Here is a 26,285-nt window from a genome sequence, read left to right as displayed (position 1 = left end):
TCAGCTCCTATATCTTCGCCAGATACTCCAGCCGCTCGCTGATGGCCGCGAGCTTCTCGCGGTACTCGCGCTCCTTGGCCCGCTCCTTCTCGATAACCTCGGCCGGCGCCTTGGCCACGAAGCTCTCGTTGGCCAGCTTGCCGGCCACGCGGGCGACCTCCTTCTCGAGGCTCTCCCGTTCCTTGCCGAGGCGGGCCGTCTCCTTCTCCACGTCGATCAGGCCGCGGAGCGGCAAATAAACCTCCACCCCGCTCACCACCGCCGTCATCGCGTTCTCCGGCTTAGCGGCCGTCGCCAGCGGCAGCACCGTCACCGGTTCGGCGGCGGCCAGCGTGCGCACATACTGGGCGTTGGCGGCCAGCACCGCCTGCTGCTCGGCGGCGGCCAGCAAAATGACCTCGCTCTTCTTGCCTGGCGGCACGTTGACCTCGGCCCGCATATTGCGGATAGCCTTGATGGTCTCCATAATTGTGCCCATATTCGCCTCGGCGGCATCATCCGCCAGCCCGGCCGGCGGCGCCGGCCACGCCGCCCTGACGATGCTCTCGCCCTCGTGGGGCAGGTGCTGCCAGATAGCCTCGCTGATGAACGGCATGAAGGGATGGAGCAACTTGAGAGTATTCCCCAGCACGTACCACAGCACATACTGAGCGGTGCCCCTGGCGGCGGCGGCCTCCTTGTCATAGAGGCGCGCCTTGGCGGTCTCGATGTACCAGTCGCAATACTCGTTCCAGATGAACTCGTACAGGCTGCGGGCCGCCTCGCCCAGCTCGAATCTCTCCAGGTTGGCGGTCACCTCGGCCGCGGTGCGGGCATAGCGGCTCAGTATCCAGCGGTCGGCCAGCGTGTAAGCGCCGGGCGCCTTGGCCGGATCGAAGCCCTCCAGGTTCATCAGCACGAACCGCGAAGCGTTCCAGATCTTATTGGCGAAGTTGCGGCTCGACTCCACCCGCTCCCAGTAAAAGCGCATATCGTTGCCGGGCGTGTTGCCGGTCATGAGCGTGAACCTGAGCGTGTCGGCGCCGTACTTCTCGATAACGTCGAGAGGATCGATGCCGTTGCCGAGCGACTTCGACATCTTGCGGCCCTCGCCGTCGCGCACCAGGCCGTGGATGAAAACGTGCTCGAAGGGAATGTTATCCATGAACTCCAGACCCATGAAAATCATCCGCGCCACCCAGAAGAAGATGATGTCGTAGCCGGTCACCAGCACACTCGTCGGGTAGAAATACCCCAGCTCGCGCGTCTTTTTCGGCCAGCCCATCGTCGAGAACGGCCACAGCGCCGAACTGAACCAGGTGTCGAGGACGTCGGGGTCCTGTTCCGCCTTGCCGCCGCACTTCGGGCAGACGGTGATATCCTCGCGGGAGACGATCGTCTCGCCGCACCCTTCGCAGTACCAGGCGGGGATGCGGTGGCCCCACCAGATCTGGCGGGAGATGCACCAGTCGCGGATGTTCTCCAGCCAGTTGATATACACGCGGGTGAACCTTTCCGGCACGAACTTGATCCGCCCCGAGGTAACCGCCGCGATCGCCGGCTCGGCCAGCGGCTGCATGCGCACGAACCACTGCTTGGAAACCAGCGGCTCGACCACCGTCGCGCAGCGCTGGCAGTGGCCGACAGCGTGCATATGCTCATCGATCTTGACGAGATTGCCCAGCTCCTTGAGATCGCTGATCAGCGCCTTGCGGCACTCGTAGCGGTCCAGGCCGGCGTACTTGCCCGCCTCGGCCGTCATCGTGCCGTCGGGGGCGATGACGACCACCTGCGGCAGTTGGTGGCGAAGGCCCATGTCGAAGTCGTTGGGGTCGTGGGCCGGCGTCACCTTCACCGCCCCGGTGCCGAACGACGGGTCGACGTACTCGTCGGCCACGATCGGCAGGCGGCGGCCGACGACCGGCAGGATGAGATACTGGCCGATAAGATGGCGGTAGCGCTTATCCTCGGGATGGACGGCCACCGCGGTATCGCCGAGGATGGTCTCCGGCCGGGTGGTGGCCACGGTCACATATTCGTCCGGGCGCCCCTCCAGCGGGTAGCGGACATGATAAAGGTTGCCCGGTTTCTCCTCGTGCTCCACCTCGATATCGCTCAGCGCGGTGTTGCAGCGCGGGCACCAGTTGGTGATGCGGTTGCCCTGGTAGATAAGCCCCTTCTCGTACAGCGACACGAAAACCTCGCGCACCGCCGCCGAGCAGCCCTCGTCCATCGTAAACCGCTCCCGCTGCCAGTCGCACGACGCGCCCAGGCGCTTGAGCTGATTGATGATGCGGCCGCCGTATTCGTGCTTCCACTCCCACACCCGGTCGATGAACGCCTCCCGTCCCAGGTCGTAGCGGCTCACCCCCTCCTTGGCCAGCACCTCCTCCACCTTGATCTGGGTGGCGATGCCGGCGTGATCGGAGCCGGGCATCCACAGCGCCTCGTAGCCCTGCATGCGCCGGAAACGGATGAGCACATCCTGGAGGGTGTTGTCGAGGGCGTGGCCCATGTGCAGCTGGCCGGTGACGTTGGGGGGCGGGATGACGATGCTGTAAGGCTTCTTGCCCGTATCCGGCTCGGCGTGGAACAGGCCATTGTCCTCCCAGTGCTTATACCATTTTTCTTCGACTTCCTTCGGGTCATAAACTGTAGGGATATTTTTCTCCATAGTTGCGTTCCTCCTTAAAGGGAGCCGGCTGCCGGCTCGCACACTTCTTTTAGAATAACCTTTTGAGCAAATAAAAAAGCCTCCGTCCGCAAGGACGAAAGCTTCCGCCTCCGTGGTACCACCTTTTTTCCCGGCGCAAAACAGCGCCGGCTCGCGCGGCCGATAACGGGGCCTCCCGGCAGCGCCTACCGCTCTTCGGCGCCGCGGCTCGGGGACGACTTCCACCGCCCGCGCCGCGGGGCCTCGCAGCCGATGGGCCCCTTCTCTGCGCCGGCCGGTCCGGTGTACTCCTTCCCGTCCTCGCTTGTATCGGTGTCAACTTATATAGATAAAATATACCCTGCCACCATGCCGTTGTCAAGTTTTGGCGCGAGTGGACGGCCGGCCTTCCATGGTAAAATTATGCAAACGTGCCAATAATCTGGTATAATTTGTAGAAAGAATACTCAGGGAGGTGCGGTAATGTATTTTTGGAACATCCATGCCCTGGCGGAAGAACTTCGGCGAGGCAGCCTCACCGAGAAGCAGAAAATGCTCTATCTAATCTGTTATTTATGTATAGTTTTTTTTCATACAATAAACGGTCAGTTCCCAAGTACAACGCTGAAAATATTCGGCTTTTTCTTCTTGGCGGCCATCCAGGCCGTCACCGCCACCGTCTGCTTTCAAGCCAACAGCCGTGGCGACGGCAAGAATTTCCTCGAACGCTACATCTGCCTGCAAGTGCCCTTGACCATCCGTTTCTGGGTCATATGCATCCCGGCCTCATTCCTTGTCGGCGTTGTAGTCTTTTTTATTAACATGCCGGAAAGCGTTTTACTCGCTGTAATGTTATTAATAGGTCTTGGCATCCTGTGGGCCTATATCGCTTATCTCCGCTCCTTGATCGTCAAAGTCGCCGCCCCGCCGGCCGACGGCGACCTCACGGCCGCGCCGCCGGCAAGCGTCTGACCCCCCGCAGGTTTTTTCCCGGAAACGGCGAATAATAGCTGGATATGTTGGACCAAATACCTGCAAGGAGCGTAGCTGATGGATAAAATCACCCTCACAATCGACGGCCGCCAGATCAGCGTCCCGCCCGGCACCACCGTGCTCGGGGCCGCCCGCTTGCTCGGCATCGATATCCCCACCCTCTGCCACCTCGCCGACCTCACCCCCGAAGGCTGCTGCCGCGTCTGCCTCGTCGAGATCGCTGGCCTGCGCAGCCTCACCACCGCCTGTACCCATCCGGCGGCCGAGGGCATGGTCGTCCGCACCGATACCCCCGATATCCGCGAAGCCCGCCAGATGGTCGTCGAAATGCTGCTCGCCAACCATCCCGCCGACTGTCTCACCTGCCAGAGCAATCTGCGCTGCGAGCTGCAGCGCCTCGCCCTCGACCTGGGGGTGCGCGACATCCGCTTCCGCGGCGAACGCCGCCATTACGAGCTTGACGACAGCAACCCCTTCATCATCCGCGACAACGAGAAATGCGTCCTGTGCGGCCGCTGCGTGCGGGTCTGCAAAGAAATCCAGTGCTGCAACGTCCTCGAATGGACGGAGCGCGGCTTTGTCAGCAAAGTCACCCCCGCCTTCGACAGCGGCATGGACCAGTCGAGCTGCGTCTTCTGCGGCACCTGCGTCTCCGCCTGCCCCACCGGGGCGCTCACCGAAAAACCGCTGTACGGCACCGGGCTGCCCGACAAAAAGATCAAGACAACCTGCCCCTTCTGCGGCGTCGGCTGCAACTTCGACCTCAACGTCAAGAACGGCAAAATAATCGGCGTCACCTCCAACGAAACCAGCGTCGTCAACGGCCGACTGCTGTGCGTCAAAGGCCGCTTCGGCACCGACTACGTCCACAGTCCCGACCGTCTGACAAGCCCGCTCGTCAAAAAGGACGGCGAATTTGTCGAAACCACCTGGGACGAAGCCCTCGGCCTTGTCGCCGAAAAGCTGGCCGGCATCAAAGCCGCCCACGGCCCCGACGCTATCGCCGCCCTCAGCTCGGCCCGCTGCACCAACGAAGAAAACTACCTGCTGCAGAAATTCATGCGCGCGGCGGTCGGCACCAACAATGTCGACCACTGCGCCCGTACCTGACACAGCCCCACCGTGGCCGGTCTGGCCACATCCTTCGGCTCCGGCGCCATGACAAACTCCATCGGCGAAATCCCTGACAATCAGGTGATGTTCGTCATCGGCGCCAACCCCCCGGAAGCCCACCCCATCATCGGCGCCAAAATGCGCCAGGCCCTCGCCAAAGGCGCCAAACTCATCGTCGCCGACCCGCGCAAAACCGAGCTGGCCGCCGCCGCCCACGTCTGGCTGCGCCTCCGGCCCGGCACCGACGTCGCCCTCATCAACGGCCTCCTCCACATCATCATCAAAAACGGCTGGCACGACGCCGCCTTCATCGGCAAATGCACCACCGGCTTTGAAGCCGTCGCCGCCGTCGCCGAAAAATACCCGCCCGACCATGTCGAAAAAATCACCGGCGTGCCTGCGCACCTTCTTTACGAGGCCGCCAAACTTTACGCCACCGCCGAGCGGGCCGGCATCTTCTACACCCTCGGCATCACCGAGCACACCTCGGGCACCGACAACGTCATGAGCCTCGCCAACCTGGCCATGCTCACCGGCAACGTCGGCAAACCGGCCGCCGGCGTCAACCCCCTCCGCGGCCAAAATAACGTCCAGGGCGCCTGCGACATGGGCGCGCTCCCCAACGTCCTCCCCGGCTACCAGCAAGTCAAATGGCCCGACATCCGCCAAAAATTCGCCGCCGCCTGGGGCGCTGCCGTGCCGGAAAAGCCCGGCCACACCCTGCCCGACATGTTCGACGCCGCCGTCCGCGGCGACCTCAAAGCAATGTTCATCATGGGCGAAGACCCCGTCCTCTCCGACGCCAACGCCCATCATGTGAGAAAAGGGCTCGAAAGCCTCGACTTCCTCGTCTGCCAGAACCTCTTCCTCACCGAAACCGCCAAACTGGCCGACGTCGTCCTGCCAGCCGCCAGCTTCGCCGAAAAGGAAGGCACCTTCACCAACACCGAGCGCCGCGTCCAGCGCGTCCGCCAGGCCATCGAGCCCATCGGCGGCAGCCGCCCCGACTGGCGGATAATCTGCGAGCTCGCCACCCGCTTCGGCTATCCGATGGACTACGGCGCGCCGGCAGAAATCATGGCCGAGATCGCCGCCCTCACCCCCTCCTACGCCGGCGTCACCTACCCCCGCCTCGAAGAAAACGGCCTGCAGTGGCCGGTGCCCGCCGCCGACCACCCCGGCACGCAGTTCCTCCACCAGGACGGGCAGTTCACCTGCGGCCTCGGCTACTTCCAGCCCATCGACTACGAGCCCCCCGCCGAGGTGCCTGACGACGAATACCCCCTCCTCCTCACCACCGGCCGCATCCTCTACCACTACAATGTCTCCACCCACCGCCACGCCAAGCACCTCACCGCCCACCGCCCGGAAGAGCGGGTCATGGTCCACCCCGAAGACGCCGCCGCCCTCGGCCTGGCCGAAGGCGACACCGCCACAGTCTCCTCCCGCCGGGGCAGCGTGCGCGCCAAAACGTGGGTCACCGACGCCGTGCCGCCCGGAGTGGTGTGGATGTCCTTCCACTTCCCCGACACCCCCACCAACGAGATCACCAGCGGCGCGTACGACAAGGTCACAAAGACCTACGAATACAAAGTCTGCGCCGTGAGGGTTACGGGCGCCTAAAGAATCCATCTGCGGCAAAAAAGGAGCTTTTCCATGCCTGCTATTATCTCCATCACCGCGGCCAGACATCTCGATGCCATCCGCGAATTGTTCGGCGAATACGCCGCCTCCCTCCCCTTCGCCCTCGACTTCCAAGGCTTCGCAGACGAGCTCGCGTCCCTGCCCGGCAAATACGCCCCGCCGGACGGCGCCCTGCTCCTGCTGACCGACCGCGCGGGGGCGGCCGGCTGCGTCGCGCTCAGGCCGCTGGCGGGCGGCGTCTGCGAGATGAAACGCCTCTACGTCCGGCCCGCCTGCCGCGGCAAAGGCTACGGCAGACTGCTCGCCGAGGCGATAATCGTCGAGGCCCGCCGCCGGGGCTACCGCAGCATGCGCCTCGACACCGTCCCCGGCATGGATGCCGCCATCGCCATGTACACCGCCCTCGGCTTCGAACCCATCGAGCCTTACTGCCATAACCCCATACCCGGAACGCTTTTCCTGGAACTGATCCTCTGACGCACAGGCCCGCACCTCAAAGTGCGGGCCTCAGACTGGTGAGAAAGGCCCATCTGCGGCGTTGCTCCTCAGAGCGCTTGCTTGCGTACGTCCCAAAGTACGCGGCGCGGCGCGCTCTTCCGGTGCGCCTTGCATCTGGACCTTTCTCACCAGTCTGACTTTGTCTATAAGCGGATGCCCGCACCTCATGGTGCGGGCTGCTTTATGCTTGCAGGTAAATTTAGCCATATCGGCGAAATAAGTCAGTATATCGCTGTTTTTGTCATCAAGTGGGAAAGGAGGGGTATGGTGAAAAAAGCGTTTGCCATAATGATCGCGGCCGTTTTCCTGACCGCCGGCTCCCCTGTCGCCGGCGCGGCTCAGCCTCTGCCCGCCGCCGTCCCCGCACCCGCCGCCGCCAAGCCCGCCCTGCCCCCCAAGCCGCCCAAAGGCAAGGATATCGTCGCCACCGCCCAGAAATACAAAGGCGTGCCCTACAAGTACGGCGGCGCCTCACCCAAAGGCTTCGACTGCTCCGGCTTCGTCATGTTCGTCTATAACGAGCACGGCAAAAAGCTACCCCGCTCCGCCGACAAACAGTACGAAACCGGCAAAGCCGTAAAGCCCAAAGACCTCGCCCCCGGCGACCTCGTCTTCTTCACTACCACCGAAAAAGGCGCCTCCCATGTCGGCATCTTCGTCGGGGACGGCAAATTCATCCACGCCTCGTCGAGCAAAGGCGTCATAGTATCGTCGCTGGGGGATATATATTGGAAGCCCCGCTACCTAGGCGCCCGCCGGATCCTATAACTCGGCGGTTGATAAGCCCCCATCTGCGGCGTTGCTCCTCAAAGCGCTTGCTTGCGTACATGCGAGTACGCGGCGCGGCGCGCTTTTCCGGTGCGCCTTGCATCTAGGGGCTTCTGAACCGCCTTTAGCTTTAGCTGCATAGCGCCGAAAAAGTTTCAAGGCCCGTACAATGTACGGGCCTCGCTTATTATTCCTTCCTTGGAGTTACGGCAAATGACACCGCCGCGCCGAGCAGGCCTATCAGGCCGACCGCCCAGAAGCCCCAGTCCAGCCCGGCCGTCTGGCTCAGTTCGCCGACCGCGAGCGGCCCCACGAACATCCCCATCCCGTACGCGGCCTGGAAAAAGCCCATCGCCGTAGCCTTGCGGCCGGGATCGATATCGCGGAGGCAGAGCACCATCAGCAGCGGGTAGACCACCCCGCGTCCGAAGCCGCCGATAAACTGGAGAAGAAAAAGCGCCGGCAGGCCGGATACCGCGGGAACAAGCGCGCACGAGGCAGTCATCATCAGCAGGCCGGCGACCGTCTGGGCGCGTTCGCTGAAATGCTTCAGAAACAAGGTGCCGCTGAACATCGAGGCCAGCATCCCCGGCAGCATATAGACCGTCGGCAGCAGCCCGATCTCGGCGTAGCTCGCGCCGAGGTTCTTGGCGACGAGCGGCACAAAACCGAACGACGTCGCATAAGACATCGCCTGGACGATGAAGCCGATGATCGACGCCAGGCCAAGGCCGCGGTCACGGGCGATCGCCGCCGCCTCCGCCAGCCGCAGCGGCGCCGCCGACCTGAGCTCGTCCGGTTCGCGGATGGCCAGGCACAAAACCAGCGCCCCCACCCCGACCACGGCGGCCAGCAGGAAGGTCTGCTCCTGGCCGTAGTATTCGGCGACGGCCCCGCCGATCAGCATCGCCACCATCTCGCCGCAGATGACGACCGCCGAAACCAGGCCCATCGCTTTAGCCGCCTCCGTCTGGGAGTAATAGCTGGCGAACAGCACCGACTGGACGACCCACACCGTCGCCGCCACCCCCGACAGCATCCGGAAAATCAGCAGCGCGACAGCGTCGCGGATCAGCCACATGCCGAAGGCGCTGACGATGCAGAGCGCCGCGCCGGCCACCAGGAAAACACGCCGCCTGCCCAGCCGGTCGGCCGCGATGCCGAGCGGCAGCCGGAGAGCCATCTGCGTGAAGCCGTACGAGCCGAGGATGACACCGATCATCTGGTAGCTGGCGCCGAGATCCTTGGCATATGTAGGCACGATGGGCAGGTAGGCAAAAAGGGAAAACCAGTGGAGCCAAATAGACGCGCCGAGGATGACCCCGCGCCGCATTGTCGGCATTTTCGATCCCCTCTCCGGGAAACCCCGTCTTGCGCCGCCTCCCGGCCGGCCGGTGGCGCTACAGGCTGAGGCTCAGCACCGTGAACAGGAAAATCGCCATCCCCACCAGCCCGTTGCGCAGGAAATATCTCTGGGTAACGCGGCTGAGATCTTCGGCGGTCACAATGCTGTGCTGGTAGACGAGCACGCCCGCCGCTACCGCCACCCCGGCGTAGTACCAGGGGCCGAGACCGGCCAGCCACCCCGCCGCGGCGAAAGCGGCCACGCTCGCGACATGCATCAGCCGGGCCAGCCGCAGGGCGCCGGCCACGCCGAACCTCACCGGCATGGAATGCAGCCCGTGGGCCTTATCGAAGGCCACATCCTGGCAGCCGTAAATGACATCGAACGCCGCGATCCACACGCCCACCGCCGCCGCCAGCAGCATCACCGGCGCGGTCAGTTCGCCGCGGACGGCGATCCAGCCCCCCACCGGCGCGCCGGCAAGGGCCACCCCCAGCACCAGGTGGCAGGTCCACGAAAACCGCTTCATGTAAGGATAGACGACAAAAGGCACGACCGCCAGCGGCCACAGCGTGCGGGCCAGCGGATGGAGCTGATAGGCGGCGTAAATAAAGACCGCCAGGCTGACGGCGATAAACAGCGCCGCCTCCCAGCGCTTCACGGCGCCGGTTACCATCGGCCGGGCGGTGAAGCGGGGATGAAGCCTGTCGAATTTCAGATCGATGAGATTGTTGAGCGCCAGCGCCGCGCTGCGGGCGCCCACCATCGCCACCGTTATCCAGAAAAGATCGCCGCCGCCGGGAAAGCCGCCGGCGGCGAGGAAAGCGCCCATATACGCGAACGGCAGCGCGAACACCGAGTGGGAAAAAGCGATATTGTCGAGGTGAGATTTCAGCTTACCCAAGGCCAAGATCCTTCCATATCCCGTCGATCCGGCTCTTCACTGCCGGCGTCATAACTATTTCGTCCGGCCACTCCCGCGTATTGCCCTCCTCCGGCCATGTCTTGGTCGCGTCGATCCCCATCTTCGTCCCCCAGTGGGGCATGGGCGAAGAGTGGTCGAGGGCGTCCAGCGGTCCGTCGGCCAGCACGATATCGCGGCGGGCGTCGATATTGTTGAAAACCCGCCACCAAACCTCGTTCATATCCTGCACATTCACATGGGCATCCACAACGATGATCATCTTCGTAAACATCATCTGACCGAGGCCCCACACGGCGTGCATCACCTTCTTGGCGTGCTGCGGGTAGCTCTTCTTGATGGCCAGCACCGCGCAGTTGTGGAAAACGCCCTCCAGCGGCAGGTTGATGTCGACGACCTCCGGCAGCACCTGCTGAAGCAGCGGCAGGAATATCCGCTCGGTCGCCTTGGCCATGAAGCAGTCCTCCATCGGCGGCTTGCCGACGATGGTGGCCGGATAAATCGGATTCTTGCGGTGGGTTATGCAGGTGAGGTGAAAAACGGGATAATCGTCGGCGAGCGAATAATAACCGGTATGGTCGCCGAACGGCCCCTCCCGTCTGATTTCGTCAATCATGACATAGCCTTCGAGCACGATCTCCGCCGTCGCCGGCACCTCGATATCCACCGTCTCGCACTTCACCAGCTCCACCGGTTTGCGGCGCAGGAAGCCGGCGAAAATCATCTCGTCGATATTCGGCGGCAACGGCGCGGTTGCGGCGTAAGTCACCGCCGGATCGCCGCCGATGGCCACCGCCACCTCGATACGGTCCTTGCCAAGCTCGCGGTGGGCGCGGTAATTGTCGGCGCCGCCCTTGTGCACATGCCAGTGCATCCCGGTCGTCGTCTCGTCGTACACCTGCATGCGATACATGCCCACATTGCGCTTGCCGGTGCGCGGGTTCTTCGTAAACACCAGCGGCAGCGTGATGAACGGGCCGGCGTCACCCGGCCAGCACTTCAGCACCGGAAACTTGGCCAACGAAGGCTTGTCCTTGATGATGACCTCTTTGCAGGGGCCGGTCTTTACATACTTCGGGAAATTGATCGCCCGCTTGGCGGCGGGAATGAGCTTAATAAGGTCGAGCTTGCTCTGCAGGGAAACGTACGGCAGCTTTAACAGGTCACGGATCTCGCCGGCGATATCGTCCACCTTGTCCACACCGAGGGCCAGCGCCATCCGCTCCATGCTGCCGAAAGCATTCATCAGCACCGGGACATCGTAGCCCTTCACATTCTCGAACAACAGGGCGACATTTTTTTCGCCGCTCAGCTTCGACACCCGGTCGGTTATCTCGGTTATCTCCAGCTCGCAGTCCACCGGCTGGCGAATGCGCTTCAACCAGCCGCGGGCTTCAAGAGCGGCGATGAATTCGCGCAAATCGTTATATGCCAATTAAAACTCCCCCGGTCTTTCGGTCTTTAATGCGTCGCGGCCGTTCAGCAGTGCCCAGATGCAAGGCAGGTCGAGGAAGCGCCGCGCCGCGTACTCGGAACGTACGCAAGCAAGCTCCCGCAGACCTACCGCCGCAGATGGGCACTTATCAACGGCCGCCCAAGTACCGCCGCCTACTTCCGCAGCACATGCTTAACGATAATAATACTGATCTCGTACAAAACCATCAGCGGCACCGCGATCATCGTCTGCGAAAAAACATCCGGAGTCGGCGAAACGACCGCGCCCACCACGAACGACAGCACGACGACCATCTTCCGCTTGGCCACCAGGAAGCCCGAACCGATGACGCCCAGCTTGGCGGCCACGATGATAAACAGCGGCAGCTCGAACACGAAGCCGAAAGGCAGCATGAAAGAAATCACGAACGACAGATACTGGCCGATGGAAAACATCGGCTGCAAATCTTCGGTGGCGAAACCGATAAAGAACCCGATGGCCGCCGGCAGCACGAGGAAATAAGAAAAGGCCAGGCCGGCAAAAAACAGCACCAGCGACGCGGGAACGAGATACAGCGAGGCTGTCCGCTCCTGCTTTGTCAGGGCCGGCACCACAAATGCCCACAGCTGATAAAAGACCACCGGCAGGGACACCAGAAAACCGGCGAAGAAGGACACCTTCAGATAAGTGAAGAAGGCCTCCGCCGGATTCATATAGTATAACTTGCCGGCCGGGGCGGTGATGATATGCACAAGCTCGACGGCAAAAAAATAACAGGCGGTGCTGGCTGCCAGCACGACAACGACGCAAACGATCAGCCGCTTCCTCAGTTCCTGCAGATGGTCGACTAGCGACATCTCGCTGCTGGGGACCTGCTCCCCCTGTTCGCTTTCAATTTCCCGGGGCGTATCAGACATTGGTTATCCTCACTTCGTCTCGTCCTGTTTCTTGGTGTCGGCGGGTTTCTCTTCCGGTTTCTCTTCCGGCTTCTTCTCAACCGGCTTGGCCTCGATGGTAATCGGTTCCTCCTTCGCGGCGCCTTCGCCAGACATCGCCCGGCGGAATTCGCCCAAACCCTTGCCCAGCGCCTTGCCCACCTCGGGCAACTTACCAGGTCCGAAAACGATGAGAGCGATAACAAGAATCAGGGCCAGTTCCGGCATGCCCAAGTTGAACACAGCACCACATCCCCTTAAACTACTTTAACTATAATTATACTGAACCGCGCGACAAAAGTACAGGCCGTGATTGTGCCACCCGCGCCCCCGCAAAAGACAGGCGGTGCGCATCCGGCGAAGGCCGCGCACCGCCTGTGATTTTTTAGTGGGCCTCGCCCACCAGTTTCCCCGGATTGAGGATGTTGTTGGGGTCGAGAGCCTGCTTGATGCCCCGCATCACCGCCATGCCCTCGGCGCCGAACTGGTCGGGCATATACTTCAGTTTTCCCAATCCAATGCCGTGCTCGCCCGACAGCGTGCCGCCGAGCTTCAGCGCGGTCTTGAAAATCTCGTCCATGGCGGTGTACACCCGCTCCATCTCCGCCGCGTCGCGCAGATCGGTCACGATGGTGGGGTGGAGGTTGCCGTCGCCGGCGTGGCCGAACGTGCCGATCTCCACCTTGTTGCGGGCGGCGATCTCGGTCACGATCCGCACCATATCGGGCACCTTGTCGCGGGGTACGGTGGCGTCCTCGCAGAAAGTCGACGGCCTGAGCTTGGCCAGCGACGGCAGCGCCGCCCGTCTTGCCGCCCATATCTGGTCGCGCTCCTGGGCGCTCTTCGCCACGCGGACCTCGCCGCCGTTGTCGCGCAGGATCTTCTCCATCTTGGCGGCGTCCGCCTCGACCGTATCGGCGTCGCCGTCGACCTCGGCCAGGATGATCGCCTCGGCCTCCACCGGCAGCCCCAGCTTCGCAAAACTCTCCACCGTGCGGATGGTGTAATTGTCCATGATCTCCAGCGTCGCCGGGATGATCTTGTGGCTGATTATATCGGCGATCGACTTGCCGGCGCCGTTAAGATCGGCAAAAGTGGCGATCATGCTGCGGCGGCTGGCGGGCGCGGGCACGAGCCGCACTGTGATCTTCGTCAGCACCCCCAGCGTCCCCTCCGACCCGGTGAACAGCATCACCATATCGTAACCGGGCGCCTTCACGTTGCCGCCGCCGTATTCGACGACCGAGCCGTCGGCCAGCGCCACCTCGACGCCGGTCACGTAGTGCTTGGTAACGCCGTACTTGAGACCCCGCAGGCCGCCGGAGTTCTCGGCCACCGTACCGCCGATGCTGGCGGTGGTTACCGTTCCCGGATCGGGCGGGTAGATAAGACCGTATTTTTCTACGGCAGCGTTCAGCTCGGACACGATAACCCCGGGCTCAACCACCGCCGTCCAGTTTTCGGGGTCGACGGAAAGAATCTTGTTCATGCGGGCAGTCGAAAGCACCACGCCCCCCTGGGCTGGCACCGACCCGGCGCTCAGGTTTGTTCCCGCGCCGCGGGTATAGACCGGGAACTTCTCCCGGTTGGCAAGCTTGAGGATAGCGGCCACTTCTTCCTTGTTGCCCGGCTGCACCACCGCCTCCGGCAGGTTGAAAAAGCCGGGGGTGGCGTCATAACCGTAGCAGATCAGGTCTTCCTTCTCCGTCGCCACCCACTGGGGGCCGACGATCGCCTTCAGCTCCTGAATATTGTTTGCGTTCATTGTCAATTCTCTCCTCCGCGCATTGTCTGACGGGAGTTAATTCGGGGGAAAGGGGTGGCGGGCGTCAAAACCCGCCACCTATTTCCGCTCGTTTACGCTACGGCAGCATGAAGCGCAGCGCGTAAGCCTGGAGATACGTGAGAACGCCCATGAAGAGAACCATCGCGACACTGTGGGCCAGCGTGAAGCGGAAAATCGTGCCCTCTTCGCCGACCAGGCCGGTAGCGGCGGTCGCAACCGAGATTGACTGCGGGGAGATCATCTTGCCGCACACGCCGCCGGACGAGTTGGCCGCGACGGTGAGGTTGGGATCGACGCCGATCTGCTCGGCAGCCGTCTTCTGCATCGAACCGAACAGGGCGTTCGAGGAGGTGTCGGAACCGGTCAGGAACACGCCCAGCCAGCCGAGAATCGGGGCGAAGAACGGGAACGCCTTGCCGGTGGCGGTGAAGGCTAGGCCGAGGGTCGAGCTCATGCCCGAGTAGTTCATGATATAGGCGAGGCCGAGGATCATGGCGATGGTGCCGATCGGGTACATCAACTGCTTGATGGTGCGGCCGAAGCAGTTGATCGCGCGGCCGAAGCCGTAGTTGGGAATGATCAGCACCGACAGGATGCCGGACAGCAGGATGGCGGAGCCGGCGGCGGACAGGAAGTTGATGCCGTAGGCCGCGCCGTACGGGGTGGCCTTTGCCACCACGGGGGCGGCCTTGATTACCATGTTATTCAGACCGGGCCAGGCGAAGGGCAGCAGGCCGAGGCCTTTCTCCCAACCGAGCAGGACCTTCTTGAAGCCGATGAACTTGTCGTCGGCCCACAGGAAGACGAGAACGGCCAGAATCAGGTACGGGCCCCAGGCGCGGACGACTTCGCCGGCCGAGTACTTCAGTTGGACTTTGCCGGTGGCGGCGGGTTTCTCATCCGGGAAGTGCCAGATGTTGTCCGGCTTCCACACCTTGAGGAACAGGCCCAGGCCGGCGATGGTAACGACGGCCGACGTGATATCGGGCAGATAGGGATTGACGAAGTTAGCGGTGAAGAACTGGGTCGCGGCGAAACAAATACCGGCGACAAGCACGGCGGGCAGCACTTCCATCGAGCGTTTCCAGCCGCACATGGTGACAACCAGCCACAGCGGCACGATGATCGACAGGAAGGGCAGCTGGCGGCCGACGATCTGCGAGATATGCATCATATCGAGGCCGGTTACCTGGGCGGCGACCACGATGGGAATACCGATGGCGCCGAAAGCGACCGGGGCGGTGTTGGCGATCAGGCAGATACCGGCGGCATATACGGGGTTGAAGCCCAGGCCCACCAGCATGGCGGCGGTGATAGCCACCGGCGTGCCGAAACCGGCCGTGCCCTCGATGAACGAACCGAACGCGAAGGCGATGAACAGCGCCTGCAGGCGTCGGTCCTCGGTGATCGAGGCCAGCGAATTTTTGATAATCTCGAACTCGCCCGATTCGACCGTCATGTTATACACCCAAATAGCGGTGACAACGATCCAGACGATCGGGAAGATGCCGAACAGGGCGCCGAGGAAGGTAGAATTGAGCGCGAGACCGACCGGCATACCCCATACGGCGATGGCGATAACAACCGCTGAAGCAACGCCCACGAAAGCAGCGTGATGGCCCTTCGCCCGCCTTACGCCCAGCATGTACAGAAGGATAAAGAGCGGAATGGCCGCAATAAGCGCCGAAAGACCGATATTACCCAGCGGATCATAAATTTGAGTCCATTTCATCGCATACACCCCTTACATTTTTTTAATCTACATTACCCGACAAGTTCCCCTCCCACTTATCTTGCGCATCACTCCCCTCAAACGGTCTATTGGTCAGGCCAATAATGGGTAATCGGCCGGCAACCCTTGGAAAATAAATCGGGAATATTGCATAATTCTGAAAGCGGACCGCGGTTCACCGTCGGAATATTCGACAACCGCGCGCCAAACCCCTTATAGCTAATTGATATATCGTTATAATCTCTCATTATGCCCATTCGGGCGTCCTTGCGGATATGTGAATCTTGTAACATTCCCATTATTCTGAAAAGTCGGCCCCAAGAAAAAGGCTTCTTTCTTCACCAACTGCGGGGTTATGAAGGGAAGCCGAAATCTTTTCTTATCTTGTGTTCCGAAGGAATATCGCGGAAATTTTTCAGCGAAGTGATGCCGCCGTCGCGCAGCTCGCGCATGGCATCCTCCACCATCGTCAGGTGCTCGCGCATCCGCAGGCGGGCCAGGCTGGGATTATGGTCGGAGATCGCCTCGTAGATTTCGAAATGAGCGTTATAAAGCACCGCCGGCATATTCTCGATCAGGAAAAGCTTCTGCCGCGACGAGCGGAAAGACTTGTTCATAAGGTCGGAGATGGTATTCATGACCTTGATGAGAATCGGGTTATTCGCGGCCTTGGCGATCGCGAAATGGAAGCTCGCGTCGGCGGTGTCGCCGACTTCGCCGCGCCGGAGTTCTTCCTTCATGCCGAGGATCGAGCGGTGGATATCCTCCAGATCCTCGTGCGTGGCCCTCAGGGCCGCAAGGGCGGCCGTCTCCACCTCGAGGATCTTGCGCACCTCAAGGAGCTGCATGATGTCGTCGATCTCCATCTGCAGGATGAAGGAAAGCGGCTCAAGCATCCCCTCGAAGGACACCTGGCGGACGAAACTGCCTTCGCCCGGACGGATGGCGATGATGCCCATCATCTCAAGAGCGCTGAACGCTTCGCGCACCGACGCCCTGCTCACATTGAGCTTCTCCGACAGTTCGCGCTCCGACAGCAGCTTATCGCCCGGCTGGAGTTTGCCGTCGACGATCAGTTTCTTGATCTGACCGATGATCTCCTCGTAGACTTTCTTCGTCTTAACCGGCCTAAACATGCTTCCTCCGTGCGCTAGTATTTGCGGAGCCCTACGAAATCCGCTATATTCCACAGCGATTTCCGCACCTCCGCCGGCAGCGATGCCGGCAGCACGCGGCGCGCGGTCGCCAGATAATCGCTCACCTGGCGGTAGCAGTATTCCACGGCGTCGGTCGTATGAACGACGGCGATACCCTTTTGCACGAGCGCGTCCGTCATGTCGCGGGCTTCGATTATCTGGCGCAGCTCCCCTGCTTGGGGGCTATTCTGCAGGGCATATATTATAGGCAGTGTCAAGACACCCTGGCGGAGATCGTTCCCCGCCGGTTTACCGATCTGTTCCGACGAAGCGGTAACATCGAGAAGGTCGTCAGTAATCTGAAAAGCCATCCCGATGGCGTAACCGTAATACCGCAGGGCTTCGACCTCTGCGGGCGGCAGGCCGGCGGTGAGGGCGCCGAGCTCGCAGCTGGCGGCGATAAAGCCGGCCGTTTTATTGTCGATACGGGTAAGGTAATCCTCCATCGATTGCCGGGGGTTGAACAGATCGCGGGCCTGGCTGATCTCCCCCTCGCAGATCGAGCAAATCGTCTCCGTAAGTATCTGGAGGGCGCGACTGCCGCCATGGGCGGAAATGAGGGAAAATGCCTTGGCGAAAAGATAATCTCCCGCCAGCACGGTTATGTGGTTGCCCCAGCGGGCGTTGGCTGTCGCCAGTCCCCTTCGCGTCGCAGCATTATCGATGACATCGTCGTGTACCAGCGTCGCCATGTGGATAAGCTCGATGGCGGCGGCTACAGGCACGATCCCCGAGGGATCCTGACGGCCGCACTTGGCGCAGAGGATATACAGGGCGGGCCGCAGGCGTTTGCCGCCCGCCCTGAGCAAATGGCTGCCGATATCGGTTACTAGATCGACCCTGGACCGGATTATAGAAGCCAGTTCCTGTTCTACAGCTGCTAGTTCGGTCTGTGCCAGTTCAAAAAGGGCGTGTTGTTTCACCGTCGATTCTCCTGACCAACCTCAAAATCTGCTTCTATAATACACTATCCTTCCCCGGTCAGTCCATAGGCGGCAATTATTTCTTCTTTTCGACCCGGATAGCGCAGTCGGGGCAAACCGTCTGGCAGATGCCGCAGACGATGCATTTTTCCATGTCGGCCTCGACGCGGGGCGTGCCGTACACACCGAGCCCCTCGGACCAGCTTATGCACTTCACCGGGCACTTCTCGATGCACAGGCCGCAGCCCTTACACAGCCCGGCGAAGACCGCCCACATACCCTTGTTGCTTTCAAGAACAGCCGACTCCCAGTTAACTTTTGCCACTTTCGTACCCCTCCTTACATCGCGCTCTTGATGAGTTCGTAGCCGCGGTCGAGCGCCTTGAAGTTCATATCGCGCAGCTTGGGATCGGCCTTGAACTTATCGCCGAGCTTGGTTTCCAGCGCCTTCTTGATGCTGTCCATGGGCAACACTTCCGTGGCGGCGATAATCGCGCCGAGGATGATGATGTTGAAAACCCGCGGATGCAGCTCGTTCTTGGCCAGATCGTTGGCGGGGCAGGCAATGACCTTCTTGACGTTGGTCGGGAGATCGGCGGGATCGACGCCGGGGCCGGGTCTGGTAAACGAACAGGTCTTGGGCTCGCCGGCGATCATATCCTGCTGCATATCGGCGTTGGCCGCGTCCGCCGTCGGGCAGGGCGGGGTCACGTCGAAATACTGCATGCCGACGATATTGTCGTTGACCTCGGCTTCCTGAACGAGAGAATTATCGTAGATATACACCGTGTTTTTGCCGGCGTGCATCTTGGTCCTTTTTACCGCACGCGGGCTGAGCGGGATAAGGATATCCGCCTCCACGAACTTGGGCGCGCCGATCGCGCCGTCGGAAATCTGCACGAAAGCGATCGAAACGCCGCCCCGCTGCTCGACGCCGAAGTTGGGGATATACAGGGCGTTTTTGCCTTCCTCGTTGGCCGCCTCGGCCAAAATCTCGGCAATCGACTGAACGCCTTGCCCGCCTTCACCGGCCAGGGCTATTTTCACGACTTTTGCCATCTTATTTGCCCTCCTTCGCCTGCGGGGTCCTGAGTTCGCCGACCTTGAAGTACTGGGCCATATCCTTCTCCACGAACTCCCAGGTCTGTTTGGCGTTGGTGCGCCAGTTCGTCGGGCAGGACGACAGGCATTCCACGAACGAAATGCCGTTGCCGGCCATCTGATTCTCCAGGGCCTTCTTGATGAAACCTTTCAACTGGCGGACGTTGGCGATCGTGCCGCGGGCGACATACGCGCCCTCGGGAGCCACGGCAGCCACCATTTCCGGACCCTTGGTCGGGTAACCCGTCTGCTCGACATCGCGGCCGTAAGGCGACGTCTCAGTCTTCATGCCAGGCAGGGTTGTCGGCGCCATCTGGCCGCCGGTCATCCCATAGTTGCAGTTGTTGCACAGGATTATCGTGATCTTCTCGCCCCGCACCGCGGCGTTGAAAAGATGCTGCGAGCCGATGGCATAGCCGCCGCCGTCGCCCATATAAGCAATGCCGATTATATCGGTGTTGGCGCGCTTCATGCCGGTGATAACCGGCGTCGTGCGGCCGTGGTGGGTCTGCACGCTGTCGCAGGCGAAGAAATCCCACGACAGGAGCGAACAGCCGATATCGCAGCCGAAAACGATCTTATCCTGGATGCCCAGCTCATCGATGACCTCGCCCACCGCCTTGAGAATAATCCCGTGGCCGCAGCCGGGACAGAATTTATGCGGTTTTGTCTCTTCATTCCAGCTCTTGGGCATAGCCGGCTGAAGAACGTTGTTCTCTTTCAACTCTTGCATGCTATCTTCCCCCTGCCATCACAGTTTGTTGTATTCTTCCACGAGTTCTTCGGTGGTGATGCCGATCCCCGGACGGAGCATCGGGACGATCTCGGCCTTGCCGCCGCACATCGCGACCTGCACCATCTTAAGAAGCTGGCCATAAGCGGACTCGGCCACAACCACCTTCTTGGCGTTCTTGACCGCGTCGGCGAGCTGTTTTTCCGGGAAGGGACGAACAGTAATGGGGCGGAAGAGACCGACCTTTTTGCCCTGGGCCCTCAGCTCGTCGACGGCGCCGATGGCGGCGCGGGCGACGACGCCGTGGCACACGAACACCACGTCGGCGTCCTGGCAGTCCTTTTCAGACCACTCGACCACCTTGGGGGCCATGGCGTCCCAGTCGCGCTGGTTGGCCATAACGACCTCGTAAAGCTCCTCCTCGGTATTGTAAGTGTTGCGGAGGTGCTTGAACTGTTTGCCGGGTTTGACCTCGCCGACCATCGGCTCGGTCGGGACAAGTTTCACGCCCTTGGCCGCGGCCTCGTAAATGGTCAACGGCTCGCGCATCTTGGCCTGGTAGCCGTCGCCGAGCACAAAGGAGGGGAAACGGTATGTCCAGGCGGCGTTGAACGCCTTGATCGTATAATCGAACAGCTCCTGGTGAGTCGCCGTCGAATAAACGATGCGGTGGCCTTCGCCGTTGCCGCCGAAACAGGTGAGCGTCGTCTCCTGCTGGGCGTAGATTACGGTAGCCGTCGACGGGCCGCCCCGCTGCTGGATCACGTACACCGCCGGCAGGCGCATCATTTCGGCCATCACACAGGATTCCTGCATCAGCACATTGCCCGGTCCGGCGGTCGCGGTGAACGCTTTGCGGCCGGTCATGACGCCGCCGAGCATCGTGAAGCCGGCGGAAATCTCGTCCTCTGTCTGGAGAAAGCGCTTGCCGTATTTGGGCGCCAGCCTCGTCCAGTAATGCATAATCTCGTTCTGGGGGGTGATCGGGTACCCGTACATGATATCGACCTTCGCTGCCACGGCAGCCCAGGCAACAACCTCGTTGCCTGTCATGAATACTCTCTGTTCACCTTGCAGAGAAACTTCGGCCATAAAACAGCCACCTCCTGAAAATAATATGACCTCCGGACGCTGAAATAACCTGCCTGTCCCGCCGCGTTTCGCCACACCCTGCCGTGCGCCCTCTCTCGGGCCGGCGACGCGCCGCGGGCCGCCGTGTTCCCCGGCCCGCCGTCAAGCGGATAACAGGCGCAAGAGCGCAGTCCGTCACGCGGGCTGCGATCAGAACTGCGACCTTTCCTCCGGGGCAATAGCGCGGTTAAACCAGCCGCTCCGTATACAAAGGCGGGAATCCCGAACCTTCATAATCATTCGTTAGTTTTTACCAACACCGGGCCTTAAATACGTCCTTGGCAGCGCCACCCCCGCGGCAGCTGAATTTTTCAGCGGACAGGTGGTCTGACCAGTATTTTTACATACACGTATTCTATCACCGCGGGCAAATTCCTCCTGCCGCTGGATAAAAATGCAAAGTTACTTATTTCACTTCGCCGTAACGGCCCCCAGAGCGATCGACAGCATCTTCGATTCGGCGCTGTCGGCCCGCGAAGTCACGATAACCGGCTTGGCGGCGCCCATCACCAGCCCGGCGATGCGGGCGCGGGCGAAATAGACCATCGACTTGCCGAGCATGTTGCCGGCCTCGATGTCGGGCACCATCAGAATATCGGCCCTGCCGGCCACCTGGCTCACGATTCCCTTGTGGCGGGCCGCCTCTTCGCTGATCGCGTTGTCGAGCGCCAACGGACCGTCGACGATCGCCCCTTTAATCTGGCCCCGCTCGGCCATTTTCGCCAGCGCGGCCGCCTCCAGCGTCGCCGGCATGCCGGCGTCCACCGTCTCCACCGCCGCCAGCACGGCCACCCTCACCGGGTCGACCCCCAAGGCTCCCGCCAGGGTGACGGCGTTGCCGATGATAGCCGCCTTGTCGGCCAGCGTCGGGCTGACATTCATCGCCGCGTCGGTCACAAACAGCAGTCTGTCCCAGCCGGCGAGTTCGATGACGAACACATGGCTGAGGAGCGAGCCGGTGCGCAGGCCTAGCTCCTTATCAAGCAGAGCGCGCAGGAAATCGCCTGTGCCGATAAGCCCCTTCATCAGCATATCGGCCTGGCCGCTGCCCGCCATCGCCGCCGCCCGCCGCGCCGCCTGGCGGACGTCGGGCTCGTGGATTACCTCCACATCGGCGAGGTTCACCCCCGTGGAACCCGCCAGGGACTTCAGCTTGGCCTGATCGCCGATCAGTACGAACTCGGCGATCCCCCGCGCCCGCGCATCGCGCACCGCCTCCAGCACCGCCTCGTCGTGCGCCGCCGCCACCGCCACCCGGCGGGGCGGCAAGCCGCGGGCCGCCGCCAGCAGTTCGTCGAACCCCCTGATCATATATCTCCCTCCCCGAAATAGCGCATACTCGTCTTCTTCCACTCCTTGGTGGAGAAAAGCATGACAAAATCGCCCAGACCGAGTTCGGCCGCCAGCGCGGCCGCCATCCGGGAGCATTCCTCGCGGGTATGGCCGTGAAGCATGATATAAAAATTATAGGGCCAGCCGTCCCGCGGCACGCGGGCGTAGCAATGCGTCACCGCCGCGCTGGCGGTCATCGCCGCCGCCGCCGCCTCGAGCCTGCCCGCCGGCACCTGCCAGGCGCACAGCGCGTTGGCGGCATAACCGATCTCGCGGTGCCTCAGCACCGCCCCCATCCGCCGCATCTCGCCTCTCGCCCGGTAGCCCGCGAGCCTTGCCAGCAGCTCCTCTTCGCCGATGCCCAGCCGCTCGGCCACCGCCTTGTACGGCTCAGGCACCAGCGGCAGATCGTCCTGCAGCGCGGCGATAATCTTCCTGTCAAGTTCGTCCAGCATCCTCACCTACTCCAGCGTAAAACGCACATTAACCTTGAATTTCTTCGTCGCCGGCAGATTAAGCAGCCGCTTTATGCCCGGCAGACCGCCGACGGCGGCCAGCACCCGCTCCTGAGCGGCCATATTCGGGCTGAGAAGCGCGAACCACAGATTATAGGCCCCCTCGCGCTCGTAGTTATGGGTCACGCCGGGATAGGCGTTCACCGCCGCGGCCACCGCCGGCAAATCGTCCGGCTCGACCGCCAGCGCCACCAGCGTGCTCACATAACCCAGCCGGGCCGAGTCGAAAAACGGGCCGATGCGGCGGATAAAACCGTTTTCCCGCAGGAACCGCAGGCGTTCGATAACCGTCGCCTCGTCGGCGCCGAGGCGCTCGGCCAGGACCGCGAACGGACGGGAAACCAGCGGAATATCGCTCTGGATGATATTCAGCAGTTGCTTGTCGAAGTCGTTAAGCATGGCGCCTCCCGAAATTAACAAGGGGCAGACTGGTCAGACTGCCCCCGTATGCATTCATTTTAGCAAAATCTGGCTGATTACGTCAAGGAGCTCGCTCCGCCCCGTTCCGTCCGTCGCCGAGTAGGCGATGACATTCGCGCCTTCCGGCAGCGCCAGGCCGGCGCGGATAACAGCCACATTCTTCTTCGCCGCCTGGCGGGAAAGCTTGTCCGTCTTGGTAGCCACCACCTGCACCGGCCGGCCGAGCTCGGCCAGCCGCCGGTAAGCGTCCTTGTCGCTGTCCATCGGCGGGTGGCGGCTGTCGACCAGTTGGCAGACCAGCCTCAGCCGCGGCGACGCGGCCAGAAACTCGTCGATGAACTTCGTCCACTGGCGGCGCGTCGCCCGGCCGGTGCGGGCGTAGCCGTAGCCCGGCAGGTCGACCAGCAGGAACTGGCGCCGCTCCTCCTCGCTGTACTTGAGGGCCACGGAATAAAAATTGATCGTCTGCGTCTTGCCGGGAGTGGCGCTGATCCGGGCGAGGCCGCCGTGGCGGCAGAGGGAATTGATCAGCGACGACTTGCCCACATTCGAGCGGCCGATAAAAGCCACCTCGGCAAAGTCCCCCTCCGGGTACTGGTCGGCCCGCACGGCGGACGCCAGGTAGCGGGCGCCCACAACATTCGGCGTCGCCGCCGTCGTGCTCATTTGTCCGCCAGCGCGGCCTCGAGCACCTCGTCCATTTGCTCCACCAGGACGAACTCCAGACTGCGCTTCACATTCACCGGAATATCATCCATATCGCGCTTGTTCTCCTTGGGGAGGACGATTTTCCGTATGCCCACCCTGTGGGCGGCCAACACCTTCTCCTTGATGCCGCCTACAGGCAAAACGCGGCCGCGCAGCGTGATCTCGCCCGTCATGGCGATATCGTTCTTCACCGGCCGGCCGGTCAGGGCGGAGGCGATCGCCGTCGCCATCGTGATGCCGGCCGACGGGCCGTCCTTGGGAATGGCTCCCTCCGGCAGGTGGATATGGATATCCGTCTTCTCGTAGAAACCGGGTTCGATACCAAGTTCCTCGGCACGGCTGCGGATATAGCTGAAGCCCGCCTGGGCCGACTCCTGCATAACGCCGCCGAGCTGGCCGGTGAGGGTCAACTTGCCCTTGCCCTTCATCGTCGAAACCTCGACCGCCAGCACGTCGCCGCCCACCTCGGTCCAGGCCAGGCCAGTGGCCACCCCCACCTGGAGGTTGCGCTCCGTCTTGTTGTGGCGGTACTTGGGGGCCCCCAGGAATGTGTGCAGATTCTGGGCGGTGATCTTCACCACCGTCCGTTTCTCCTGCACTATCTGGCGGGCCGCCTTGCGGCACAGATTGGCGATATTGCGTTCGAGATTGCGCACCCCGGCCTCGCGGGTATAATCGCGGATGACCTTCTGAATGGTGCCCTCGGAGAAAATAATCTGCTTATCTGTCAGGCCGTGGTCGCGGACCTGCTTGGGTATCAGGTAGCGGACAGCGATCTGGACCTTCTCCTCCTCGGTATAGCCGGCGATGGTGATCGTCTCCATGCGGTCTAAAAGCGGCCGGGGGATATTGTGCATCACATTGGCCGTCACCACCCACAGCACCCGCGACAGATCGAACGGCACCTCGACATAGTGATCGCTGAACGTGTTGTTCTGTTCCGGGTCGAGGACCTCCAGCAGAGCGGCCGACGGGTCGCCGCGGAAATCCGAGCTCATCTTGTCGATCTCGTCCAGCAGGAAAACGGGGTTCTTCGAGCCCGCGGTGCGCATCCCCTGGATAACCCGCCCCGGCAGCGCCCCCACATACGTGCGCCGGTGGCCGCGGACCTCGGCCTCGTCGCGCACGCCGCCCAGCGACACGCGCACGAACTTGCGCTCCATCGCACGGGCGATCGAACGGGCCAGCGACGTCTTGCCGACACCGGGCGGCCCCACTAGGCAAAGGATGGGCCCTTTCATCTTCTCGGTCAGTTTGCGGATCGACAAATATTCGAGGATGCGTTCCTTGACCTTCTCCAGACCGTAGTGGTCCTCGTCGAGAATCTTCTCGGCGATGCCGATATCGAGGCGGTCGGTCGTCTCCTTAGCCCACGGCAGCGCCAGCAGCCAGTCGAGATACGTGCGGATGACGGCGCTCTCGGCCACCATCGGCGGCATCTTCTCCAGCCGCTCGATCTCCTTCGTTATCTTCTCCGCAACCTCTTTGGGCAGCTCCTGCTCCTTCATCCGCTGGCGGTACTCGTCCGCCTCGGCCATCCGGTCGTCCTTGTCGCCCAGCTCCTTCTGGATCGCCTTGAGCTGCTCGCGCAGGTAGTACTCCTTCTGGGTCTTCTCCATCTGCTTGCGGACACGGACGTTGATCTTTTTCTCCAGCTCGAGGATTTCCATCTCGCGGCCGAGGATATCGCACAGCCTCTCCAGCCGCTCCTTCACATCCACGGCGTCCAGCAGCACCTGCTTATCCTCGATCTTCAGCGCAAGGTGGCTGGCGATAAGGTCGGTCAGCCGTCCCGGCTCCTCAACCATCACCACCGACACCAGCGTCTCCGGCGGAATCTTCTTGCTCAGCTTCACCCACTGCTCGAACTGGCTGATCGCCGTGCGGGTGAGCGCCTCCACCTCCGGCGTCTTGGGCTCGGCCTCGTCGTATTCGCGGATCTCCGCCATGTAAAACGGCTCAAGCTCGGCGTAGCGGACGATCTCCGCCCGGTGAAGCCCCTCCACCAGCACGCGGATAGTGCCGCCAGGCAGTTTAAGCAGCTGCTTGATCTCGGCCACCGTGCCGACACTGAATATGTCCTCCGGCAGCGGCTTATCGTTCTGAGCGTCGCGCTGGCTGGCCAGCATTATCAGCCGGTCGTGAACCATCGCCTCCTCCAGCGCGCCGATCGACTTCTCGCGGCCGACATCGAGGTGAATAATCATATATGGAAAAACGAGAATGCCCCGGAGCGGCAGTAACGGCATCTTTCTCAGCTGTTTGGACAATTGTTTCGCCTCCTTCCGATTCGCATGGCAGTGTTAGTTTCAACGTCGCTATTTATAAATATTCTCAGGCCGTAGGGAAAAATCCTCCAATGAAAAATACTGTCGCTGCTGCGCGATATAATTCAAAAAGAGCCGATGTTGCCATCGGCTCCC

23 protein-coding genes are annotated in these 26,285 nt (G+C 61.9%); 4 read left to right on the top strand and 19 right to left on the bottom strand.

Annotated elements, in window-relative coordinates; all coding sequences use genetic code 11:
* Positions 1–7: 7 nt before the first annotated feature.
* Positions 8–2,653 (bottom strand): valine--tRNA ligase, encoded by a 2,646-nt coding sequence (locus tag RIN56_10290; GenBank protein MDR7867198.1) that lies wholly within the window; start codon positions 2,651–2,653, stop codon positions 8–10.
* Positions 2,654–3,280: 627 nt separating this feature from the next.
* Between RIN56_10290 and RIN56_10285 the strand changes: the two genes are divergently transcribed.
* From RIN56_10285 to RIN56_10270, 4 genes are all read left to right on the top strand, one after another.
* Entirely contained in the window at positions 3,281–3,604 is a 324-nt protein-coding gene (locus tag RIN56_10285) for a hypothetical protein (GenBank protein ID MDR7867197.1), read from the top strand.
* Positions 3,605–3,682: 78 nt separating this feature from the next.
* Positions 3,683–6,361, top strand: coding sequence for a formate dehydrogenase subunit alpha (gene fdhF, locus RIN56_10280; protein MDR7867196.1), 2,679 nt, complete (start codon positions 3,683–3,685; stop codon positions 6,359–6,361).
* A gap of 33 nt (positions 6,362–6,394) precedes the next feature.
* Positions 6,395–6,859 carry a GNAT family N-acetyltransferase gene (locus tag RIN56_10275; protein MDR7867195.1) on the top strand — a complete coding sequence of 155 codons (465 nt, stop codon included), beginning with the start codon at positions 6,395–6,397 and terminating at the stop codon, positions 6,857–6,859.
* A 288-nt stretch (positions 6,860–7,147) separates the two neighbouring features.
* Positions 7,148–7,648 carry a C40 family peptidase gene (locus RIN56_10270; GenBank protein ID MDR7867194.1) on the top strand — a complete coding sequence of 167 codons (501 nt, stop codon included), beginning with the start codon at positions 7,148–7,150 and terminating at the stop codon, positions 7,646–7,648.
* A gap of 187 nt (positions 7,649–7,835) precedes the next feature.
* On the opposite strand, the gene RIN56_10265 is transcribed toward RIN56_10270, so the two are convergent.
* The 18 genes from RIN56_10265 to lon form a co-directional block, all read right to left on the bottom strand.
* Positions 7,836–8,990 (bottom strand): MFS transporter, encoded by a 1,155-nt coding sequence (locus RIN56_10265; GenBank protein MDR7867193.1) that lies wholly within the window; start codon positions 8,988–8,990, stop codon positions 7,836–7,838.
* Between the two features lie 58 nt (positions 8,991–9,048).
* Positions 9,049–9,897 (bottom strand): UbiA-like polyprenyltransferase, encoded by an 849-nt coding sequence (locus tag RIN56_10260; protein MDR7867192.1) that lies wholly within the window; start codon positions 9,895–9,897, stop codon positions 9,049–9,051.
* Entirely contained in the window at positions 9,890–11,350 is a 1,461-nt protein-coding gene (locus tag RIN56_10255; protein MDR7867191.1) for a menaquinone biosynthesis decarboxylase, read from the bottom strand. The genes RIN56_10260 and RIN56_10255 overlap by 8 nt, the downstream gene beginning before the upstream one ends.
* A gap of 173 nt (positions 11,351–11,523) precedes the next feature.
* Positions 11,524–12,267: a twin-arginine translocase subunit TatC gene (gene tatC, locus RIN56_10250; GenBank protein MDR7867190.1), complete on the bottom strand. Its 744-nt coding sequence runs from the start codon at positions 12,265–12,267 to the stop codon at positions 11,524–11,526.
* Positions 12,268–12,276: 9 nt separating this feature from the next.
* Positions 12,277–12,528, bottom strand: a complete 252-nt coding sequence (gene tatA / locus RIN56_10245; GenBank protein ID MDR7867189.1) for a twin-arginine translocase TatA/TatE family subunit — start codon at positions 12,526–12,528, stop codon at positions 12,277–12,279.
* A gap of 142 nt (positions 12,529–12,670) precedes the next feature.
* Complete coding sequence (locus tag RIN56_10240) at positions 12,671–14,050, bottom strand: FAD-linked oxidase C-terminal domain-containing protein (GenBank protein MDR7867188.1); 1,380 nt, start codon at positions 14,048–14,050, stop codon at positions 12,671–12,673.
* A gap of 97 nt (positions 14,051–14,147) precedes the next feature.
* Positions 14,148–15,803: a lactate permease LctP family transporter gene (locus tag RIN56_10235; protein ID MDR7867187.1), complete on the bottom strand. Its 1,656-nt coding sequence runs from the start codon at positions 15,801–15,803 to the stop codon at positions 14,148–14,150.
* Between the two features lie 353 nt (positions 15,804–16,156).
* On the bottom strand, positions 16,157–16,939 hold the full coding sequence (locus tag RIN56_10230; GenBank protein MDR7867186.1) for a FadR/GntR family transcriptional regulator: 783 nt from the start codon (positions 16,937–16,939) through the stop codon (positions 16,157–16,159).
* A gap of 14 nt (positions 16,940–16,953) precedes the next feature.
* Positions 16,954–17,922 (bottom strand): polyprenyl synthetase family protein, encoded by a 969-nt coding sequence (locus RIN56_10225; GenBank protein MDR7867185.1) that lies wholly within the window; start codon positions 17,920–17,922, stop codon positions 16,954–16,956.
* A gap of 76 nt (positions 17,923–17,998) precedes the next feature.
* Entirely contained in the window at positions 17,999–18,247 is a 249-nt protein-coding gene (locus RIN56_10220) for a 4Fe-4S dicluster domain-containing protein (protein ID MDR7867184.1), read from the bottom strand.
* A 14-nt stretch (positions 18,248–18,261) separates the two neighbouring features.
* Complete coding sequence (locus tag RIN56_10215; GenBank protein ID MDR7867183.1) at positions 18,262–18,981, bottom strand: 2-oxoacid:acceptor oxidoreductase family protein; 720 nt, start codon at positions 18,979–18,981, stop codon at positions 18,262–18,264.
* Between the two features lies 1 nt (position 18,982).
* Positions 18,983–19,756: a thiamine pyrophosphate-dependent enzyme gene (locus RIN56_10210; protein MDR7867182.1), complete on the bottom strand. Its 774-nt coding sequence runs from the start codon at positions 19,754–19,756 to the stop codon at positions 18,983–18,985.
* A gap of 18 nt (positions 19,757–19,774) precedes the next feature.
* Positions 19,775–20,848, bottom strand: coding sequence for a transketolase C-terminal domain-containing protein (locus RIN56_10205; GenBank protein ID MDR7867181.1), 1,074 nt, complete (start codon positions 20,846–20,848; stop codon positions 19,775–19,777).
* 450 nt (positions 20,849–21,298) lie between these two features.
* Entirely contained in the window at positions 21,299–22,198 is a 900-nt protein-coding gene (locus RIN56_10200) for a phosphate butyryltransferase (protein MDR7867180.1), read from the bottom strand.
* Positions 22,195–22,674, bottom strand: coding sequence for an AsnC family transcriptional regulator (locus tag RIN56_10195; GenBank protein ID MDR7867179.1), 480 nt, complete (start codon positions 22,672–22,674; stop codon positions 22,195–22,197). The genes RIN56_10200 and RIN56_10195 overlap by 4 nt, the downstream gene beginning before the upstream one ends.
* Before the next feature lie 6 nt (positions 22,675–22,680).
* The gene (locus RIN56_10190) at positions 22,681–23,133 is read right to left on the bottom strand and encodes an AsnC family transcriptional regulator (GenBank protein ID MDR7867178.1); all 453 of its coding nucleotides are present in this window, start codon (positions 23,131–23,133) and stop codon (positions 22,681–22,683) included.
* Positions 23,134–23,187: 54 nt separating this feature from the next.
* The gene (yihA, locus tag RIN56_10185) at positions 23,188–23,820 is read right to left on the bottom strand and encodes a ribosome biogenesis GTP-binding protein YihA/YsxC (GenBank protein ID MDR7867177.1); all 633 of its coding nucleotides are present in this window, start codon (positions 23,818–23,820) and stop codon (positions 23,188–23,190) included.
* Positions 23,817–26,132, bottom strand: a complete 2,316-nt coding sequence (lon, locus tag RIN56_10180; protein MDR7867176.1) for an endopeptidase La — start codon at positions 26,130–26,132, stop codon at positions 23,817–23,819. Before lon ends, yihA begins: the two co-directional genes overlap by 4 nt.
* Positions 26,133–26,285 lie beyond the last annotated feature (153 nt).

The sequence above is a fragment of the Sporomusaceae bacterium genome, from assembly GCA_031460455.1.
Lineage (GTDB): Bacteria > Bacillota > Negativicutes > Sporomusales > UBA7701 > Anaeroselena.
This window is presented reverse-complemented; position numbering and strand designations above follow the sequence as displayed.

What these genes read in the sequence shown, in the direction of transcription:
- RIN56_10190 (MDR7867178.1), bottom strand. Translation starts at nt 23,133, where the DNA reads ATGCTTAACGACTTCGACAAGCAACTGCTGAATATCATCCAGAGCGAT.
- RIN56_10290 (MDR7867198.1), bottom strand. Translation starts at nt 2,653, where the DNA reads ATGGAGAAAAATATCCCTACAGTTTATGACCCGAAGGAAGTCGAAGAA.
- tatC (MDR7867190.1), bottom strand. Translation starts at nt 12,267, where the DNA reads ATGTCTGATACGCCCCGGGAAATTGAAAGCGAACAGGGGGAGCAGGTC.
- RIN56_10275 (MDR7867195.1), top strand. Translation starts at nt 6,395, where the DNA reads ATGCCTGCTATTATCTCCATCACCGCGGCCAGACATCTCGATGCCATC.
- yihA (MDR7867177.1), bottom strand. Translation starts at nt 23,820, where the DNA reads ATGAGCACGACGGCGGCGACGCCGAATGTTGTGGGCGCCCGCTACCTG.
- RIN56_10200 (MDR7867180.1), bottom strand. Translation starts at nt 22,198, where the DNA reads ATGATCAGGGGGTTCGACGAACTGCTGGCGGCGGCCCGCGGCTTGCCG.
- RIN56_10230 (MDR7867186.1), bottom strand. Translation starts at nt 16,939, where the DNA reads ATGTTTAGGCCGGTTAAGACGAAGAAAGTCTACGAGGAGATCATCGGT.
- RIN56_10265 (MDR7867193.1), bottom strand. Translation starts at nt 8,990, where the DNA reads ATGCCGACAATGCGGCGCGGGGTCATCCTCGGCGCGTCTATTTGGCTC.
- RIN56_10240 (MDR7867188.1), bottom strand. Translation starts at nt 14,050, where the DNA reads ATGAACGCAAACAATATTCAGGAGCTGAAGGCGATCGTCGGCCCCCAG.
- RIN56_10195 (MDR7867179.1), bottom strand. Translation starts at nt 22,674, where the DNA reads ATGCTGGACGAACTTGACAGGAAGATTATCGCCGCGCTGCAGGACGAT.
- RIN56_10205 (MDR7867181.1), bottom strand. Translation starts at nt 20,848, where the DNA reads ATGGCCGAAGTTTCTCTGCAAGGTGAACAGAGAGTATTCATGACAGGC.
- RIN56_10210 (MDR7867182.1), bottom strand. Translation starts at nt 19,756, where the DNA reads ATGCAAGAGTTGAAAGAGAACAACGTTCTTCAGCCGGCTATGCCCAAG.
- RIN56_10235 (MDR7867187.1), bottom strand. Translation starts at nt 15,803, where the DNA reads ATGAAATGGACTCAAATTTATGATCCGCTGGGTAATATCGGTCTTTCG.
- RIN56_10215 (MDR7867183.1), bottom strand. Translation starts at nt 18,981, where the DNA reads ATGGCAAAAGTCGTGAAAATAGCCCTGGCCGGTGAAGGCGGGCAAGGC.